Annotated in this window: 15 protein-coding genes; 1 reads left to right on the top strand and 14 read right to left on the bottom strand. The window is 66.4% G+C overall.

Going from position 1 to position 19,039, the window contains the following annotated elements; all coding sequences use genetic code 11:
- Positions 1-37 precede the first annotated feature (37 nt).
- The 4 genes from AC1DQR_RS06865 to AC1DQR_RS06850 form a co-directional block, all read right to left on the bottom strand.
- Complete coding sequence (locus AC1DQR_RS06865; RefSeq protein ID WP_253932450.1) at positions 38-313, bottom strand: hypothetical protein; 276 nt, start codon at positions 311-313, stop codon at positions 38-40.
- 34 nt (positions 314-347) lie between these two features.
- The gene (locus AC1DQR_RS06860) at positions 348-1,391 is read right to left on the bottom strand and encodes an EamA family transporter (RefSeq protein WP_416048578.1); all 1,044 of its coding nucleotides are present in this window, start codon (positions 1,389-1,391) and stop codon (positions 348-350) included.
- Between the two features lie 266 nt (positions 1,392-1,657).
- Positions 1,658-2,305 (bottom strand): two-component system response regulator NarL, encoded by a 648-nt coding sequence (gene narL, locus AC1DQR_RS06855; protein WP_253932448.1) that lies wholly within the window; start codon positions 2,303-2,305, stop codon positions 1,658-1,660.
- A 193-nt stretch (positions 2,306-2,498) separates the two neighbouring features.
- Positions 2,499-4,052, bottom strand: coding sequence for a histidine kinase (locus AC1DQR_RS06850; protein WP_416048577.1), 1,554 nt, complete (start codon positions 4,050-4,052; stop codon positions 2,499-2,501).
- Between the two features lie 212 nt (positions 4,053-4,264).
- Here AC1DQR_RS06850 and AC1DQR_RS06845 point away from each other — a divergent pair, with 212 nt between their 5' ends.
- Positions 4,265-6,535 carry a sensor domain-containing protein gene (locus AC1DQR_RS06845; protein ID WP_477132764.1) on the top strand — a complete coding sequence of 757 codons (2,271 nt, stop codon included), beginning with the start codon at positions 4,265-4,267 and terminating at the stop codon, positions 6,533-6,535.
- Positions 6,536-6,566: 31 nt separating this feature from the next.
- Here AC1DQR_RS06845 and AC1DQR_RS06840 read toward each other — a convergent pair whose 3' ends face one another.
- The 10 genes from AC1DQR_RS06840 to AC1DQR_RS06795 form a co-directional block, all read right to left on the bottom strand.
- The gene (locus AC1DQR_RS06840) at positions 6,567-7,361 is read right to left on the bottom strand and encodes a TorF family putative porin (protein ID WP_416048575.1); all 795 of its coding nucleotides are present in this window, start codon (positions 7,359-7,361) and stop codon (positions 6,567-6,569) included.
- A 57-nt stretch (positions 7,362-7,418) separates the two neighbouring features.
- Positions 7,419-8,381 (bottom strand): electron transfer flavoprotein subunit alpha/FixB family protein, encoded by a 963-nt coding sequence (locus AC1DQR_RS06835; protein WP_416048574.1) that lies wholly within the window; start codon positions 8,379-8,381, stop codon positions 7,419-7,421.
- Positions 8,378-9,178 carry an electron transfer flavoprotein subunit beta/FixA family protein gene (locus AC1DQR_RS06830; protein WP_416048573.1) on the bottom strand — a complete coding sequence of 267 codons (801 nt, stop codon included), beginning with the start codon at positions 9,176-9,178 and terminating at the stop codon, positions 8,378-8,380. The genes AC1DQR_RS06835 and AC1DQR_RS06830 overlap by 4 nt, the downstream gene beginning before the upstream one ends.
- A complete protein-coding gene (locus tag AC1DQR_RS06825) occupies positions 9,175-10,617 on the bottom strand; it encodes a hypothetical protein (protein WP_477132763.1) in 1,443 nt (480 codons plus the stop codon). The genes AC1DQR_RS06830 and AC1DQR_RS06825 overlap by 4 nt, the downstream gene beginning before the upstream one ends.
- 11 nt (positions 10,618-10,628) lie before the next feature.
- Complete coding sequence (locus AC1DQR_RS06820) at positions 10,629-12,791, bottom strand: heterodisulfide reductase-related iron-sulfur binding cluster (RefSeq protein ID WP_416048571.1); 2,163 nt, start codon at positions 12,789-12,791, stop codon at positions 10,629-10,631.
- A 78-nt stretch (positions 12,792-12,869) separates the two neighbouring features.
- Positions 12,870-15,062: an oxidoreductase gene (locus AC1DQR_RS06815; protein WP_477132762.1), complete on the bottom strand. Its 2,193-nt coding sequence runs from the start codon at positions 15,060-15,062 to the stop codon at positions 12,870-12,872.
- A 117-nt stretch (positions 15,063-15,179) separates the two neighbouring features.
- Entirely contained in the window at positions 15,180-16,223 is a 1,044-nt protein-coding gene (locus AC1DQR_RS06810; protein ID WP_477132761.1) for a heme-dependent oxidative N-demethylase family protein, read from the bottom strand.
- A gap of 8 nt (positions 16,224-16,231) precedes the next feature.
- Complete coding sequence (locus AC1DQR_RS06805; protein WP_416048568.1) at positions 16,232-17,194, bottom strand: PDR/VanB family oxidoreductase; 963 nt, start codon at positions 17,192-17,194, stop codon at positions 16,232-16,234.
- Positions 17,191-17,748 carry a dimethylamine monooxygenase subunit DmmA family protein gene (locus AC1DQR_RS06800; protein WP_416048567.1) on the bottom strand — a complete coding sequence of 186 codons (558 nt, stop codon included), beginning with the start codon at positions 17,746-17,748 and terminating at the stop codon, positions 17,191-17,193. The genes AC1DQR_RS06805 and AC1DQR_RS06800 overlap by 4 nt, the downstream gene beginning before the upstream one ends.
- A gap of 33 nt (positions 17,749-17,781) precedes the next feature.
- Positions 17,782-18,897: an aminomethyl transferase family protein gene (locus AC1DQR_RS06795; protein WP_416048566.1), complete on the bottom strand. Its 1,116-nt coding sequence runs from the start codon at positions 18,895-18,897 to the stop codon at positions 17,782-17,784.
- Positions 18,898-19,039: the final 142 nt, after the last annotated feature.

Raw genomic sequence — 19,039 nt, 5'->3', positions numbered from 1 at the left:
TACAACTGATGTAGGTGAGGGTCCGCGGCGCGGCGCCTCACAGCAATCCGGTATCCCGCATGCGCTGGCGGCCGAAGTCGCTCACCCGGAAGCGAAATCGCATCTTGTCGGCATAGGCATCGAACTTTTCCTCGACGCTGGTCACCAGGCCGCCAGAATACAGATCCGTCAGAATGACGCGCACGGAGCCGATCCAGTACGGCCCCTGCTTGCCGTATTCCTCGCAGACCGATGCCGCGATATCGCTATCCCACATCCCGTCGGTACCGGCAATCTGCTGCAGTATGAAACCCTTGATATGCACTTTCGCCACTTGTCATCTCCGGTTCGAGAAATCGCCGCCGCACCTACAGCGAGCGGACCACTTCGAGGACGTCGCTCTTCTCCGTGTACATCAGGAAGGCGCCAGAAACTACCAGCGTGAGTCCCAACAGGAAGTTCCATGCCGGAAACTGCAACGTGAACGCCGCCAGGAACACCACCGCAAACGCGCCATAGAGCGCGGCAATGGCCTGCCCGCGGCCCACGCCGATGAGCGGGAAGGACTTGTACCAGGACACATAGCAAAAGCCGAAGGTGATGCCGGCCAGCAGCAGCCACGTGATGGCCTTGAGATTCCAGGTCTGGATGATCAGGTGGATGACGTCGACATCGCCGAACAGCGCCAGCGCCGGCAAGACCACGCACAGCCAGTAGATGGATTCCGCGGTGAAGCGCACCGTAATGCCGCAATCCGGATCCGTGACATCGAGCGCGCGTCCCGCCAGCGCGCCCTCCACACCCCAGCCGATCGCGGCCATGGCGCCGCCGAGGTAGCCCAGCCATGAGGTATGCCGGTTCGAGGCGCCGGAGAGCTCGTCCAGGATCCCGGGCGCGTAGATCGCGATACCGCCGCCGACGATCACCAGGATCCCCAGCGTGGCACGCATCGTGATCTTCTCGTTGTACCAGATGCGCGCAATGCTGGCGCCGATGATCGGGTACAGCAACCCGGCGATCGCGGCGAACACGGCGCCCACATAGCCCATGGCGAGGAAGGAGCCGAAGATCGCCATCGGCCCGCCGAAGATCGCCGCGGCGAAGTACCACTTGGAAATGCGCCGCACTCGCACCAGTGTGCGGCCGAAGTCCTGGAACTTGCCCAGCACGATCAGCCACAGGAACAGAAACAGCAAGACCGAGAAGGCGTTGAACGTGGTGATGACCGCGGCCGCCGTCAGGAATTGGCGCGGATTCGCCAGATCCATGGTGGCGAACGGCGCCTCCTTCCAGACCGCCGCGCCCGGCACATACCACGCGCCCCACAAGACCGCGCACCAGAGCGCCCAGATAAAGCCCCAACGGATGCTGCGGGCACGGAATGCCACCTTCGCTTGGCCGACGGTCGTCATGAATCCTCCTGTGGTAAGCGCGTCGGGATGCGCGCCTGTTTCCTGCCTGATGTTTTTATGTCTTCGTGCGGGAATGGCTCAGGAAGACATGGACAGGATTATTGGAGGGCGAAGGCGTGACAGACAATAATCCAAAGGAGAGATACCTACAAAGAGGCATGGCCGCGCAGCAATCCACCTCCGATAGTGGAAAACCGGCCGCTCGCATGCGAGGCGCTGCCGCCTCGGTCAGCGCAACAGCGCAGGTGCCGATCGGGATCCCGGGATCAGTGCCGCGACTTCTGGTGCTCGTGCCGCCACACCACGGCTTCCAGCCGTGAGTGCAGGTTGAGCTTGGAGAGCACGTGCTTGACGTGCACCTTGACAGTTCCCACGCTGATCCCGAGTTGCCGGGCAATCGTCTTGTTGCACAAACCCTCAGCCAGGAAGTCCAGCACTTCGGATTCCCGGCCGGTCAGGTCCGCCTGCGCGGCAGGAACACGTTGGTTTGTTGCCACCACCTGCATCAAATTGCCGGTAATCGAGTCGCTCAACACGGACGCGCCGTTGGCCGCGCGCCGCAGGCAATCGCACAGATCCTCCGGCTCCATGTCCTTGAGCAGGTAGCCATGCGCCCCGGCACGCAGCGCCGACACGACATCGCGATCGTTGTCCGACACTGTCAGCATGATGAAGCGCGCATCCACCTGTTTCTCCCGCAATGCGCCGATCGTCTCGATGCCGCTCATGCCGGGCATGTTGAGGTCGATCAATATCACATTGGGTTGCATGCGCACGGCCATGTCGACACCCTCGGCGCCGGACGCGGCTTCTCCGACGACGCGAAAGCCCTTGTCCATGCCGATGAGTTGCGCCAGGCCTTTGCGAAACAGCGCATGATCGTCGATGACCAGAACCGTATTGCTCGCTTCCATGGCCAGTTGTCTCCGTTCTATTTTTCTGCGCGGCCGCGGCGGTTTGTCCTTCGTCCCGGTGTGGACCGCATTGCCGCCTGTGTCGGCGGCTGTTTGCAGGGGGTCCGGAGATGGTACACGGCATCCACCGATTTGTGGAACCCGCCCGTCCGCATAGCGGCGCCGTCAGGGTTTCCCCGATTGCGCGCGGCGCTTACCAGTCGGGCTGCCCCACCGGACGGAAGCGCACCGCAACGCAGCATCCGCCGCCCGGCCGCGGGGTGATGGCCAAAGCGCCGTCAAGGCTTAGCGCCCGTTCACGCATGATGGCGGTGCCGTGCTGGTTGCGCGCGTCCGCAGCCGGCTCGAAGCCGAGTCCGTCGTCCTCGATGGTGATCGCCATCGCACCGTTGTCCGCGGGCAGCAACCTGACCGTGGCCTGTGACGCGCCCGCGTGGCGCACGACATTGGACAAGGCTTCGCGCACGATTTGCACGATGTGGAATTCTTCGTTGGCCGTTAGTCGGCAGTGCTTGAGCCGGTTGTCCAGCGTCATGGCCACGCTGCTGCGGGCACCGTATTCCTCCAGGGCCTCTTCCAGCGCGGCGGCGAGCCCCTGCGCATTGATCTGCGTGCGGAATGTCGTGATCAGCTCGCGCAGCTTGCGGTAGGCGCCGTTCAGCCCGTCGCGCAGTTCTTCCGCCGTCGACACCAGCTCCTCGCGCGCGTCACCGCGTTCCGACAGAGTTTGCAGCCGGCTGACCTGGATCTTCATGTATGACAGCGATTGCGCCAGCGAGTCATGCAGCTCGCGCGCCATCGTCGCGCGCTCCTCGATCAGCGCCACCCGCCGCCCCTCCTGCATGCGCCGGAAGCTACCGATGGCCAGTGCCAGGTGCGCGCCTACGGCTTCCCCGATCTGGCTGCCTTGCGACTGGCATTCGCGCGCCGTCTGAAACACCACGAACAGGTGGCCGTAACGCACCTTGCCATCGCTGATGGGCACCGCCATCCCGGCACCGGCCTCGCCGGGCCGGGCCGGCGCGCCATGGTCCGCCATCTCGAACAGCATATGCGGGCCGGCCACCACCAGCGTGCGCGCGCGCTCGACCTGCGCCCAGCCGAGCGCGCCCACATGCACCACCGCCGGCAGTTGCAGCGCCTCGCTGGTCTCGTCGTCGAGGCAGATGCCACACGCCTGCGCCGCCAGGCTATCTGCCACCGCGCCGCAGACATTGCGCAAGGCCTGCGGGCCGAGCGATTCACCGCAGAGCGCCGTCATGACGTGGTCGAGCAAGGTCAGCCAGCGGTCCTGCGGCGTGGCAGCGGCAGCGTTACCCGCTGCCACGCCAGCCCAGGCCTCGCCCGCATGGCGGCGCAGGCGCAGGCCAACCAGCAAGCCGCCGCCGGCAACGATCAGCAAGGCAATGCGGACCGCGATGTCGACCCGCAGGTGCCGCTGCAGCGACTCAGCCACATCCACGGCGGCCTGTTCAAGCAGCGGCAAGGCGCCCGCCGCCGTAGTGAACGCGCCCGGCTGGTCCGCCTCGGAAAGGGCGGATCCGAACGGCGGATCGACCAGCAACGCGCGCGCTTCCGCCAGCCATTGCCGTGCCTCGCCATTGGCTTCGTTGCTGCCCGCAAAGCCGCTGCCGCGCTGCCGCAACTCGGCGGCCTTGCTCATGAACCGCACTGCTTCGCTGGACCACGCCGCGGTCAATATGGGCTGCACCATCAGTGCCAGCGCAGCCAGTGCAGCCACCATCATTACCACCGCCCATGGACGCGCGCGATGCTGTTGCTGAGCCAAAAAAAGCAAGTATGATGGCGAGGCGCGTCTGGCAGGCACGGGATTGCTGTTCATTGGATCACCTTGGGTCGCAACGTGCATTCAGCCCTGAACGTTCGCAGGCAAGCATAGCAAGCGAAGGCGGGAAAATAATAGGGGAGACGAGAGGGATTAGCGTGCGGGGAAGCATCATGCTGACCGTGTGGCTGTACCTGGGCGGCGCGGCCGCCGCGTGCGGCTACGCCGTTGGCGCCACCATGGGCTGGCTGCCCAGCAGTACGCCGCTGGCCGTGGGCTGCCTCGGCGGCGCGCTCGTGCTGGTCTCGGTGGCGGCCGCCACCAACCGCCGCGTGCCTGTCAGGCACGCCGACGTAACCACGCATCGCCCGAACATCGGGCCCATTGCGCTGCATCGCGACTATCGTGCCCTGGTCGACGGTATCGAGGACATCGTGTTCGAGACCGATGCCGATGCCACATTCCATTTCCTGAATCATGCGTGGAAGTCCGTCACCATGCTGGATGTGCACCTCTGCCTGCACACGCCCCTGTTTCGCTATATCCATCCCGATGAGCAGGCGCTCAATCGCGAACAGTTTCTCACAGTCCTTTCCCGGCACAGCGACGCATGCCGCTACGAAACGCGGCTGATCTGCCATGACGGACATCCGCGCTGGATGGAGGTACGGCTGCGGCCCCGCTTCGACGGCCACGGCGAGGTGATCGGCACCACCGGCATGATGACCGACATCCAGTCCCGCAAGCGCGCGGAAGACGTGCTGCGCGCGCGCGATCGCAGCCTGTCGACGCTGCTGGATCACCTGCCCGGCATGGCGTTTCGCTGTCGCAACGACCGGCGCTGGACCATGGAATTCGTCAGCGATGGCTGCTTCGAGCTGACCGGGCTGGAGGCCGTGGACCTGCTCAACCACCCGTCCTACGACGCGTTGATCCACCCCGACGATCGCGCCTACGTGTGGGACTACGTGCAAAGCCAGCTCGCGCAGCACAAGGCATTCCACCTGCGCTATCGCATCCGGACCCACGCGGGACAGGAGAAATGGGTAAGCGAGCGCAGCCGCGGCATCTTTGCGGGCAACGGCACGCTGTTGGCCATCGAGGGCTTCATCTCCGATATCAGCGGCCAGAAACGCGACGAGGAGCGCGCCGAGCGCGAGCCGCTGCGCGACCGGCTGACCGGACTCAAGAGCCGCGCCCTGCTGCTCGACCGCATCGACCTCGCGCTGCAATACAGCGCGCCCTTCATGTTGCTGTGCCTGGATGTCGACAACCTGAAGCGGATCAACGAGCGGCACGGCCGCGCCTTCGGAGACCAGTTGCTGACCCGCCTGGGTGAGCGGCTCGCCGCCTGCTGCGGCCCTGGGATTTCTGCGGGACGCAGCGGTGGCGACGAGTTCGCGATACTCGCGCTGCAGGCCCCCGCCGGCGTGGGAAGCCCGACACTGGACCCCGCCCGTTTTGCGGGACGCACGCAGGACGAGCGCCGGCTGCGCAGCGTGATCTGCGCGCTGACGCTGGTCGATACGATTGCGGCCATGCTGGATACGCCGTTCGAGATCGACGGCGTATCCGTCTCCATCAACGCCAGGCTCGGCATCGCAATCCGGATCTCCAACCGGCCCGAGGCCCGCGCCATGCTGCGCGATGCCCTGCGCGCGGTGTATTCCGCGCAATGGCAAAGTGCGAACGGCACCGTGCGCTACGCCTTCGCCGGCGAAACGGCCCGCTGCACGGCGCAGGCCTGGCGGCGCTCGCTCGTCGAATTCGCGCGCGCCTTCGACTCGCAAGGCTTGCAGGTGAGCCTGGCCCAGGTCACGCCGCTCGGCGACGGCCTGGCCTGGGCGGAAGGCTCGGCATGCTGGCACAGCACGCGCGCTGGCACCATCCCCGCCGCGCATCTGTTCCTGTACGCGGCCCAGGCCGGCACGCTGGACAAGCTGGTCGCGCGCTACCTGCTCGCCATCTTCGACCAGGCCTATCCCCTGCTCAAGCCGCAGCAGCGGTTGTGCCTGTGCCTCGACACGGTACCGCTCGACGCCATGGTGCTGCGCGGCATCCAGGGCGCGCTGCAGGCCCTCGCCAGGACAGCCGCCCACGCTCGCATCGACCTGCTGTTGCCGCAACTCGCGGAACCCGGGCTTGCCGGGCTCGATGCCGCGCTTGCCGGTTTGCGCCAGGATGGCATCCGCCTGGGTGTCGACCTCACCCCGGCAGCCGCGCACGACGGCCCACCTTTGCCCGACTGGGCACTCCTTGTGGATTTCTGGCGGATCCGGCTCGATCATGGCGCCCCCGATACCAGCAACCTGGAGCGCCTGCTGCGGATCGCCGCCCGGCACGGCATCCCGGTAGCGGCGGGGGGTCAATCCGATGCCGCCAGCAGCCCGGACCGCTTCCAGCATTGGGTCGGGGTCGCGGAGCCCATCGGGCTGGAGGGTTAGGCGGCCATCGGCGCCCGTGCCGGGCATGGCATCAGAAGGTCTTCTTCAGGCCCAGGATCCAGTGCGCCGTGCCTAGCCGCTTGCCGTCCGCTACCCACAGCGTTCGGTCGGCATTGGTGCCCGTATAGGCGAAAGAAACGATCCAGCCCTCGCCAATGGTCTTGCTGACGGCGGCGCGCCAGTCCGTATAGTTGAACTCCCCGTAGTTGCGCACCCATTGACGGCCTACGTGCAGCCCCAGCGTCACGTCCCACGGCAGTGGCACATCCGCATTCAGTTCCAGATAGCCGCTGCCGTGCGAATTGCCTTTGCCGGTGCCCATCGATGCGCTGTCGTAGCCGAAGAAGTTGGTCAGCGTGCGCGAGTATTTCAGGGTCAGGATTTTCCAGCCGACGGCCCCGTAGAGTTCCAGCGTGTTGTACTTCTCGTCCGAACCCGGCAGCCTGGGATTTTCCGGATAGTAGAACTGCAGCAGGCCGACATCGAAGCGCCAGTCGCCGAATGACTTGGCATAGCCGCCGTACAGGTCCAGTTCCAGGCTGGCATCGTTGATCGCCTTGTGGCTGACATTGGTGCCCCAGATGCCGGCATAGAAGCCGCTTTCGTGCGCATAGTCGAAGCCGCCCTGAAGGGCCGGGCGATTCTGCGTATACGTGATGCCGCGAAAGACATAGTTGCTCATGAGCGCCACATTCGCGCTCACGATATGGGGGCTGGCAGGTGGCTTCGGCTCTTCCTGCGCGAACACGCAAGGCGCCGCGCCGGCCCCTCCGAACAGAAGAAAGCCGGAGGCGACCGCCCTGGCCCAGGATTGCGACAATTTCATGCGTCACCTTCAACAAGGAAAATGCGGCAATCGCGCGAGGGCGGTGCCGGAGCGTGATCAGAAGTGGTTTTGCAGTTCCTTGCCGATATCGAAGATGTCGCCAACGATGCCGTACTTGGCGATGGTGAAGATGGATGCTTCCGGATCGGTATTGACCGCCACGATGGTATCCACATGTTTCATGCCGGCCATGTGCTGGACCGAGCCCGAAATGCCCATCGCCACGTACAGCTTGCAGTTGGCCGCGGTCTTGCCGGACTGGCCGACCTGCCGCGATTTCGGCAACCAGCCCGAATCCGCGATCGGGCGGGAACAGCCGAGCGTGGCGCCCACCGAGTCGGAGAGCGCCTTGAACTGCTCGACATTGTCTTCCTCGCCCACGCCACGGCCGATGGAAAGGATGAAGTCGGCGCCCGGGATATCCACGTCGTCGCCGCCGGCCGGCTCCTCGAAGCCGAGATGCTGGCTGCGCGGCGCCACCGGTGGCGCGGGCAGGCTCGAAACAGCAGGCGTGCCAGCGGCCTCCACCGGCTTGAACGAGCCGGGCCGTACCGTCAACACCACCGTGGCGCGCCCCGGGAATTCCATCTCCACGTTCACCTTCTGCCCGTAGCCCGAGCGGGTGGCCACCCAGCCCTCCCCGTCCCGCTCGACCGCGAACACGTCGGTGGTGAAGCCATGCCCGTCGCGCACCGCCAGCGGCGCGGCGTAGCCCAGCGTATCGACGCTATGCGGCAGCAGCACCAGCGATGGCTGCCGCGCGGCGATCAGCGCGCGCACGGATGCCTCATACACCTCCGGATCGAAGGCATCGTCGGCGCTCTGCACCGTCACGATCTCGTCCACCCCCGCCAGCCTCAGCGGCTCCGCATAGCGCGCCGGGTCGGCGGCGATCACCGCCACCTGTACCGGCTCGCCGCTAGCCGTTTTCAACGCGGTTGCCAGGCGGACCAGCTCGCGGCTGACCGGACGCAGTTCTCCCTTGCGATGCTCGACTACCACCAGAATGCCCGCCATCATGCTTCTCCCTTGAATTCCTTGATGATCTTCGCCAGTTGCGATGCCTGTTCCGCGGGTGTGCCCTCGATCATCTGGGCGCGCCCTTTCTCCGGCACGTACATGCGGCGCACCCGCGACAGCGAACCTGCCGCGCCGGTATCGCCGGCCGCCAGCCCGATGTCGTCCGGCCCGACTACCTCGATCGGCCGTGCGGCGGCCTGCTTGATGCCGCGCAGCGATGCGTAGCGCGGGGTGTTGATGCCCAGTTGCAGGGTGAGCACGGCCGGGGTGTTGATCTTCACCGTGGCATAGGTGCCGCCTTCCAGCTCGCGTCGCACCGTGGCCGTGTGCTCGCCCGGGGCGTACTCCAGCGCGGCCACTACCGCGGCGTGCGGCGCGTCCAGCAGGCCGGCCATGGCCATGCCTGTGGCACCGAAGGCGTGATCGGAAGCCTGCACGCCGGCAAAGACAAGATCGGCTGACTCGCGGCGGGCCAGCGCCGCCAGCACGCGCGCCACCGCGATCGGGTCGGACTCCTCCAGGGCGTCGTCCCAGACGCGGATCGCACGGTCGGCGCCCTTGGCCAGGCACTTGCGCAACTCCTCATCGGCGCTGTCGGGCCCGACCGTGGCCACGACCACTTCGATGTTGTCCCCGCCGGGCCCCTCCTTGAGCCGCATGGCTTCTTCCAGCGTGAAGTTGTCCCACTCGTTCAGGTCATGCACCAGGAAGTCGGGGTCGATGTCGCGGCTGTCGCCGCGCATTTCGAAGTCCTCATCCAGCGAGGCCACCTGCTTGATCGTCACCAGTATCTTCATATCGTCTCCATCGTCTTCAGCGGTGTTGGTCGTCCAGCTCTCGGCGCAGCCTCGGTCTGCGCGGCTGCGCACACGCCGGCCTGCCGAGCGAAATGACTGAATATGCGGAAGCGGACCTGCGCATCGGGATCGTCGCGCATGCGCCAGCGGTCCGCGTCCGTGAGGTTGGCGTGATCGAGCACCATGGCGCGGTGCAACGCGTAGCCGTCCTGGCGCAAGGCCAGCAGCACTTCACGCGGCGCAGCGCGGTTCAGGATCACCGCCCGGCGCACGTCCGGACTCTCGTGCGCTGCCAGCCTGGCAATCTGCGCTGGCGAGGTGGCGGCATTGCGCGCCACGCCCGCCAGCACGTCCACGCTGGCGCTGCGCGCGAGCCGGCGCAGCAATGCCGGCGCGAGATCATCGCGGTAGGCCACGCCCGCTTGCACCCAGTCCTCCGGGTCCGCGCCAAGCCGTTCAAGTACGTCCGCGGGACAAGCGGGATGCCGCGCCGCGGCGCGCCGCACCTCGACGTGGGCATCCCCGGCGGCAACCGTCACCAGCGCCGGTGGGCAGGCCGCATTGCGCGCCACGGTGCGGCGCACCCAGGAATCCGAGTCCTCCAGCAGCCAGCCGGCCATTCTTGCCGGCAAATCCGCCCGCCCCGCCACCGCGCGGCGCACCCCGGCCTCGGGATCGAAGCAGAGCGTCAGCAGCGCTTGCGSSGGCAYGRCGGCATGGGCGGCGGCMRYSCGCCKCACSGTSGGGTCGGCATCGGCYGCCAGTTGCCGCAGYAGCGCCACCGGCGCACGCGCCTGCTGTGCGATGCAGCGCCGCTCGAGCACAGACTCGGGCATGGCTTCAAGCAAACACGCCGGGCAATGCGGATGCAGCAGAATTTGCGCGCGTACGGCCGGCTCGTCCGCCGCCGTCCACAAGGACTGCAACGTATCCGCGGCAGTGGCGAGATTAATCGCGAGCAAGCGATGCAGCATCGGAAGGTGGCGCCGCTCCAGCGCCGCCAGCACATCGGCGGCGGTGCCCGTGTTCTCGCACAGCGCCCGCAGTATCTTGACCTGCGTGGTGCCTTCGGCGATCTGCGCCAGCACGCCACGCGGCATGTGCGGATGCCTGGCCAGCAGCAAGCGCAGGCGTTCGCCTCCGCCGTGGCGCCAGAGCGTAACCAGCGCGTCCGCGGGGGTCGCGGGATTGCGGGCGAGACGCAAGCCAACCATGGCATCGTCGCGGCAGATCACAGCTAGCCGCGCCAGCACGAGCGGCGGGACGAATCCGGCCGACGCAAGCAGCAAGCGGTCGTGGCGGGCATCGAACAGACGCGGCGTCAACCACGCCTGGTGCGCTGGCGAGGCGTGCGCATAGAGCGCGGCGGCCGTGAGCGGCTCCGCGTCCTCCTGCGCACGCCGCAGCAGCTCGATCCAGTGCCGGCCGGAGAAGTTCATCGCCGCCTGCCCTACGCTTGCACCAGGCCGATCGCGGCGTGGCTGGCCTGGGGCGTGCCATAGGGCTCGGCCAGCGCATCGCGAATCAGCTCGATCAGCTCGCGCACCACGAACTTGCCTTCGTAGCCGCTGGTCTTCAATGCGTCCTCGAACATGGTCAGATCCTTCGGGCAGCACACCACGAAAACCTCCAGCCCTTCGATGCCGGCGGCCTCGCGCATGCGGTTCTGGGATGGCTTCTCCGCGCCGACCGGGTCGGGCATCCAGATGCGGCCGCCACCGGCGCCGCAGCAAAACGAGTTGTCGCCATGGCGCGGCATCTCCACCAGCTCGCAGCCGATCTGCTTCAGGATGTCGCGCGGCGCGCCATAGCCCTTGTTGAAGCGCCCGAGGTGACACGGATCGTGCAGGGTCACGCGCTGGCGCTGCGGCTGGCGCACCTTGATCTGGCCCTGTTCCAGCATGCGCTGCACGTAGCTTGTGTAATGCTCGATCTCGTAGGTGCCGCCAAAATCCGGGTACTCGTTGCGGATGGTGTTGTAGGAATGCGGGTCGGTCGTGACGATGCGCTTGAACTTCGCCGTGCCCAGCGTCGCGATATTGGTTTCGGCCAGCAGTTCGTAAAGCCCTTCCTCGCCAACGCGGCGCACGTCGTTGCCGGCGTTGGATTCGCCCTCGAACAGCAGGCCGAAGCTCACGCCTGCCTCATGCAGCAAGGTGGCGAACGCTTGGCTGACCTTCTGGTTGCGGGGGTCGAACGAGGCGTAGTCGCCGACGAACCAGAGCAAGTCCACCGGTTCCTTGCGCGCATCCTTGATCTCGAACGGCAGCGCCTTGGTCCAGGCCGCGCGCTTGCGCTTGGATTCCCCGAAGGAGTTGCCGGTCTTGTGGATGGTCTGCAGCGTCTTCTGCAGTTGCGGTTCCATGTCGCCGTCTTCCACCAGCTTGCGGCGCATCTGCACGATGATGGGCACGTGCTCGATCGCCACCGGGCAGATCTCGACGCAGGCCATGCAGGTGCGGCAGGACCACAAGGTCTCCATGAACACCTGGCCGCCGTCCTTGCCATGCGGGCTCAGCTTGACCTCATCCGGGAGGGCCTGCTTCTGCAGCGCGTCGTTGGCGAACTCGCGCAGCGACAGGATCACATCGCGCGGGGACAGCGGCGCGCCGGACGCCTGCGCCGGGCAAGCCTCGTGGCAGCGGCCGCACTTGGTGCAGGCATCCAGGTTCAGCAGATGCTTCCACGTGAAATCGGTGATCGTACTGTAGCCGACCTTGTCACCGGTAGCCGCCTGGCGCGGCAGGCGTTGCGCAGCCAGCGGATCGCGCAGCATCAGCGAGCCTGCGGCGGTGAAGATGTGCTTGACCTTGGTGAACGGGATCAGCGCGATCAGCGTCAGCGCCAGCAGGCCGTGGAACCACCACAGGCCGCTGCGCAAGACGCCTGCGGCCCCGGCGCTGACGCCCACGGCGCGCATCGCCTCGGCCAGCGCTGCGCCGAACGGCGACCACCAGCGCAGTTCCCACACCTCCGGCCTTTCCTGCAGCCACACCAGCCGTGCGGCCTCCAGCACGTAGCCGGTCGCACCGATGATGATCAGCGCCCACAGAAAAGCCCAGTCCTCGCGGCGGTAGCCGCTGCGGTCATAACCCGGCTCTCCCGGCTTGCGGTCCGGGCGGGTGTAATCCAGCTTGGGCGGCTTGATCCAGCCGCGCCGGATCATCATGTAGACCAGCCCTGCGATCATGGCAACGCCGGCGCAATCGAGCACCAGCGAGAACCACAGGTAGAACTTGCCATGCCAGAAGCGCAGGCCGAACAGCTTGCCGGTGATGTCGTACTCCAGCGTGATCGTGGCGGTGCCGATGAACAGCAGCGCGAAGCCGTAGAAGATCAGCCGGTGCGCGCGCCCGGCGGCGGGATCGCGCCGGGCGATGGTGCGGTGGCTGGCCACGGTGCGGCACATCTGCATGAAGCGCTTGCCGATCTCCAGCGGCGCGCCCAGCGGCTGGCCGCGACGGTACTTGCGGATCTGCACATAGGTGCCATAGCAGAAGACGCCGATGGCGGCGAAGCCCACCAGGTAGAACAGCACGATGGCGGGTGACGAGAATCCTTCAAACAGGACCCGGGTGACCTGGAGCGGGTCGAACTTGTCTGCGGCGGGCATGGCGGCTTCCGTCTGTGTTTGCGCGGGGGTGCGAAGCTTCCGGCGGGGACGGCCTGCGCGGCCGCCCCCTGCCCGGGGTCAGATCTTGTAGATGATCTCGAACGTGCCTTCTTTCTTGTGCGGCACGCCCCAGACTGGCACCTCCCGGCGGTACGGCAGCGGGATCTGCGCGTCCGCCTCCTCGATCTCGCGCGCCAGCCGCTGGCCGCCGAAGGTGGCGTCCGCGATCAGGCGCGGGGCCTCCGCGTCGCCGATCAGGTACACACCCTTGATGCCAAGGCTTTCCCAGCGGTCCTCGGCCGCCTTCAGCTGGCGGTGCAGGGTATCGTCGGAGCGGCGGCCGGTCACCAGCACCAGCGAGTCGAACTCCAGCCAGCGATGGCTCTTGTTCTCGTCGCGCGGCGACTTGCCGGGGCCGCGGTAGGTGCGGCGCGAGCCGTCGCCCCAGATGCTGTAGACCTCCAGCCGGCCCGGCTCGATGCGGCTGCAGAAATGGTCGCCCATCTCCTTGACCTTGAGCTCGTGCAGGCGCCGCATCATGTTGGGATATTCCAGCGTGAAGTGCATGTAGTTGGCCAGGTGCACGCCACTGACGATGGTCACCTCATGGCCCGCGGTGGCGAGCTTCTCGGCCAGGCTCGGCGCCATGAAGTAGGTGTCCGCGTTGAGGATCACCACCCGCTTGCCGATCGCCTTCTTGCCGGCGATCACCTGCTCCGGCGTCAACTGGTCGTCGCGCGAAGCGTCCGCGCCCGGGATCGGGTCGTGCGTCAGGCAGTTGGTGCCGTCGGTGACCCAGTGCGAGCCGGTGGCGATGACCACCTTCTCGGCACCATACTCCAGGATGGCGTTGGCCGTCAGCGCCTTCTGCCCCAGCGCGAGCTGGCTCTGCTTGTTCTTCTTCAGCAGCTTGTTGATCTGGGTCTCCCGGTAGTCGCGGTGGTAGCCCCACTCACCCAGGCCCGGCAGCGTGATGATCTGGTTCAGGTGCCCGCCGATCTTCTCGGCCTGGTCCACCAGGTGGACGGTATGGCCGCGTTCCATCAGCACGCGCGCGCATTCCGAGCCGGCCGGGCCGGCGCCCACCACCAGCACCGCGTCGTCGGACTTCTTCTTGGCGAACTTCTCCGGGTGCCAGCCACGGCGATATTCCTCGCCGGCGGTGGCGTTCTGCGTGCAGATCATCGGAGGGCCGCCGATCTCCCACCGTGAGATGCAGACATTGCAGCCGATGCAGACGCGGATATCGTCGATGCGCCCTTCCTCGATCTTCTTTGGCAGGAACGGGTCGGCAATCGAAGGACGCGCCGCGCCGATGATATCGGCGATGCCCTTGGTCACGATTTCGGTCATCTTCTCGGGATCGGTAAAGCGCCCCACGCCCAGCACAGGCTTCTTCGACACCTGCTTGATAAATCGGGTCCACGGGATCTGGTGGCCTTGCAGGTTGAAGCGCGAGGGGCCGGCGTCCTCGCCCCACTCGGCGATGTCGCCCACGTCCACGTCCCACAGGTCCAGCAGCGAATCCGCCATCTCGACGAACTTCATGCCGTCCTGCTCCACCTCGATCCCCGCGCAGCCGTACAGCGAGTCCACCGCGAAGCGCGTGGCGATGGCGCAGTCGTCGCCGACGGCGCGCCGCACTTTCTCCAGCGTTTCCAACCAGAAGCGGGCGCGGTTCTCCAGCGAGCCGCCGTACTTGTCGGTGCGTTTGTTGTAGTACGGCGAGAGGAACTGCAGCGGCAGGTAGGAGTGCGCGCCGTACACGTAGACGATATCGAAGCCCGCGTCACGCGCCCGATAGGCGGCATCGACGTAGTACTGCTGCACCTGCGCGATGTCGCGCAGGTCCATTTCCTTGCAGTAGGTCAGCGTTTCGAACTCCGACGCGTACTGGCTGGGGCCGCGCGGCGTGGCCCGGCTTTCCATGCAAGGCGCGTGCGCGCCGCCGTACCACATCTCGATGCCGGCCAGCGCGCCGTGCTTGTGCACCTCGTCGGTCATCACGCGCAGGTTACGCACGTCGCCTTCGTCCCAGATCCGTGCTGACAGGCGGTGCGTGTCGTCGGATTCCGGGTGGATGGAGCAGTATTCCGTATTGAGCGCGGCCCAACCGCCTTCGGCCTTCAACGAGCGGTGCGCAGCCTGGAAGCCGGGCAGCGTGGACCCGGCACCGATGCAGTGAGGCACCTGGTAGAACCGGTTGCGCAATGTCTTGGGGCCGATCTGGATCGGTTCGAACAGGATGTCGTAGCGTGGGTCGCGGGCCATTTTTTGTCTCCAGCGGGTTTGTAAGGCGATCGCGCAAGGCGTCGCAAGCAGTGCGGAGCGCGCTGGCTCCGCATTGAATCTCTTGTGGGTGCCGATCTTGTTTTGCCGCTGCGGCGCTTACCCGGGGGCGGTGCCCGCGCCGAGGGTGCGGCCGTCGTCGTACGCTGCCAGCCAGTCGATCGCCGCCTGCCGGTAGCGCGTGATGCCTTTGTAGTCGGCCAGTTCGTCCGGCAACGTGCGCAGCACGCGGTGCAGGCGCGCCGCCCACTTGGGCACCGTGGCCAGCTCCTGCAGGCTGATCAGGTAGCAACGCACGCCAAAGCCGACGGCATTGCTGCGGGGCAGCCGGAACAGGGTCTGCAGTTCTACCCTCAGGTGCACCAGCTCGCCCGCGTTCTCGCGGGTGACGGTGGCGCGGTCCGCCCCCCACTCCGGATAGCGTTCCGGTGACGTGTCCAGGCGCGGGTGAATCGTCATGGTCCAGTTCAAGCGGCGCACCGGCGCGCCCACGCGCAAGAGCAGGAGATACTTCAGCGCGCGGTCGAAGATGCCCAGCTCGTGCGCCAGCGGCACGGGCCCGTGCCATTCGCCGAAGCTCATGCCGAGATCGAAATCCAGCGACCAGTCGGCCTGCGTGGTGACCATGCCGGCGTCCATGAACAGGTTGTCCTGGCGATGGTCCATCAGCACCCAGTCGCCTTGGTTCTGCCGCGTGATGTATTCCAGCGGTGGATAAGGCAGCGTCGCGGCATCGCCGAAGCCAAAGTCCTGGCGCAGGCCGAGTATGCGGTTCTCCCAGGTCCATCGCGCGCCGTCTCGCCGCAACGAGAAATGCGCGGGATAGCTGGCCGCCAGCGATTCCATCATCAGCTCAAGCGTGTCCCACTGCGCCTGCATCATGTGCGGCAAGGCCATGCAGCGGCCCGGGTCCTGCGCAAGCACCAAGGAGCGTTCGCGGCACTCGGCGATGTAGTGCTCGTCAACGTCGAAGGGGTGCTCGGTGACGCTGCCCGCCGGCCCGGCGCTGTGCGGTTCAATGTTGACCGAGTACATGTACTGGTCTTCCATGAACGGGAACGGAAAACGCTGGATGGCGGCCGGACTGTTGGCGTATGCGAAATCGTCGCGGAAGCTTTCGCCGGTCTTGAACGTGATATGCATCGCGTCTCCTAGATCGCCAGCACCAGACGCTGGCAGTTCGCCCGGGACACGCAGGGCATCAGCTTGCGGCCGCTCGCCCTTTCCTCGGCGGAAAGATAGTGATCGTGGTGGACCAGCTCGCCGTCGGTCTCCAGCACCTCCAGCTCGCACTGGCCACAAGCCCCGCCGCGGCACAGGTAGGACACTTTCACACCGGCTGCCTCGATCGCTTCGAGCAGGCTGGTCTGGGCGCCCACTTGCAACGTGATGCCGCTGCGGGCGAGCACCGCCTCGAACGGCGCGCCCACCGGGGGCGCCAGGAACTGCTCCCAATGCACGTGGCTGTCCGGCCAACCTGCGGTGCGCGCCGCCTGGCGCAGTGCTTCGATCATGCCGGCGGGACCGCAGACATAGGCATCGGTACCCAGCGGCTGGCCCGCCAGCACCTTGGCGAAGTCCAGTTGCTGGCCAGCGTCTTCCACGTAGAGACGCAGCCTCTCGCCCGCAAGCCGAAGCAGCTCCGTGGCAAAGCCGGCATGCTCCTGGCTGCGCACGGCGTAGTGCAGCTCGTACGGCGCATCCAGCCGCCGCAGCTCCGCCAGTTGCGAGAAGAACGGCGTGATGCCGATACCCCCCGCGATCAAGATGTGCTTGCGGCGCGTCTTGAGCAGCGGGAAGAGGTTGACCGGGGCCGAGACGCGCAGAATCGAGCCTTCCTGCACCTGTTCATGCATGAAGCGCGAACCACCCCGTCCTTCGTCGACGCGGCGCACGCCGATCTGGTAGTGACTGGTGTCCCAAGGCGAGCTCATCAGGGAATACGGGTTTCGGTGCAGGCGGCCGTCGCCCTGCATCTCGACCACGATATGGCTGCCCCCCGAGAAGGCGGGAAGGTCCGCTCCATCAACGTGGCGCAGCGTGTAACGCTTGACCTGCGGCGTCACCGCCTCTATCCGCGCCACGCGCACCGGTAGGCTCTCTTGCGGCGTCATGCTGCCCCCGGTGTTTCCGCGTCGGCCATCACGCCCATGAAGGCGGCCAGGCGACGGGAATAATGATCACGCACCAGCAGCTTGCGGCCGCATCCCGCGCATGGAGCGATGCCTCCGGATACCGCGCCGTTGCAGGTGCGGCAATGCACGCAGTAGACCCGCCGCGAACCTGGTGCCACGCATTCGCATTGCATCTCGGCGGGGTCCAGCCCATGCTGTTCGGCCACCCGGCTCACCTGGGCGAGGAAATCCTCGTCGCCGGCAGCGTAGAAGCGCAAGCCCATCGGCAACACGGCCAGCGCTTCGCCCAACTGGTCAAGCAGCGCGGCCATGGACGCGGCAACCGTCACATCGGTGCCGGCGGAGCGCAACGCTTGTGTCAGGTCGGCGCCCGCCTCGGCGGCGTATAGCACCTTGCACGCGCCAGCCTCCCTGGCCAGGCGCCGCAGCGCGTCGCCGCCCACGCCCCGGGCCACCGCCAGGTGCGCCTTGCCGCTGCCGTCGAACTGCAGCGGGCGGTACACCGGCATGCTCTTGATGCCTGTCACCAGCATGGCAAGCTCCTGCGTGGATAGATGGATGCCTGCTCAGGCGGCCTTGACTTGGGTACGCAGGCGCTGCGGATCGTAGAACGGCGTCTTGGTCACCGTGCCCGTATGCGCACCGTTGCTGTCGCGGATCTCCACCTTGGTGCCCAGCGCCTTGTAGCCGGGCTGCAGGTGCACGAGCGCCAGCGATTGCATCAGGTAGCGGCTGAAGGTGGCACTGGTCACCACGCCCACTTCCTTGCCATCCACGAAGATCTTCGATCCGGCCTCCACCGCGCGGACATGCCGTACCGCCACGCCGGCCTGGAAGAAGCGCTCCTTGCCGCGCGCATTGAGCAGCGCCGCCTTGCCCACGTAGTCGCCGGTCTTGTCGGTGTCGATGGCCCAGCCGAGGTTGACTTCCCACGGCGTGGTGTCGCCTTCCGGCATGTCGAAGGGGAAGAACAGCAAGCCCGCTTCGATGCGCGCGAGTTCGAGGGAATCCCAGGCGCAGGGAATCAGCCCCTGCGGCTTGCCCGCTTCCAGGATGGCGTCCCACAAGGCGACCGCGTCCGCCGCGGCGCAGGCGATCTCAAAGCCTTCTTCGCCCGAGTAGCCGCCCCGCGAAACTACGATCTTGCGGCCAAACAGCGTGGTCTCGCGGTGCGCAAAATACGGCAGGGAGGCCAACCCGGTGCCGATATGCGGCTTGAGGATGGCGGCGGCGCGGGGCCCTTGCAGGGACAGCATATGCACGTCAAAGTCCTGCTCCCACTTCACATCGCGGCCCTTCGAGAGCGCGGCCAGCTGGCGCTGCGTATTGCCGCTACCGTGCGACAGGCGGTATTGGTTGGGGCCGTCGCAGATCACCATCAGGTCGTCGCTGACTGCGCCGTTCTCATCCACGGCTGCAGCCAGCCGCGCCGTGCCAGGCTGCAAGCGATGCACATCGATTGGTGCCATCTTGTCGATGACCGACGCGGCATCCTGGCCGGAGACCTTGACGATGTTCAGACCGCTTATGTCATAGAGGCCGGCAGCGGTGCGCACCGCCACTACCTCATCCTGCGGATCGCGCCGATAGCGCCAGGGGATCGGCATGTCGTTCCAGGTATCGCCGTCCAGGGTGGAACCGAGTTCGCGATGCCGATCGTTCAGGATGGATGCTCTGGTCATGTGCAGTCTCCGCAGGGTGTTTGCATTTATGCGGAGTATGGCGAGCCGGCCCCCCTCCCAACAATTTCCACTTGGCACTACCTCCTTGGTAGTAGATGCGGGCGGTGCCTAAGGGGTATTGCGAGGCCAGGTCCCGGTCCGC

This window comes from Cupriavidus sp. 05L411 (assembly GCF_056398045.1).
This window is presented reverse-complemented; position numbering and strand designations above follow the sequence as displayed.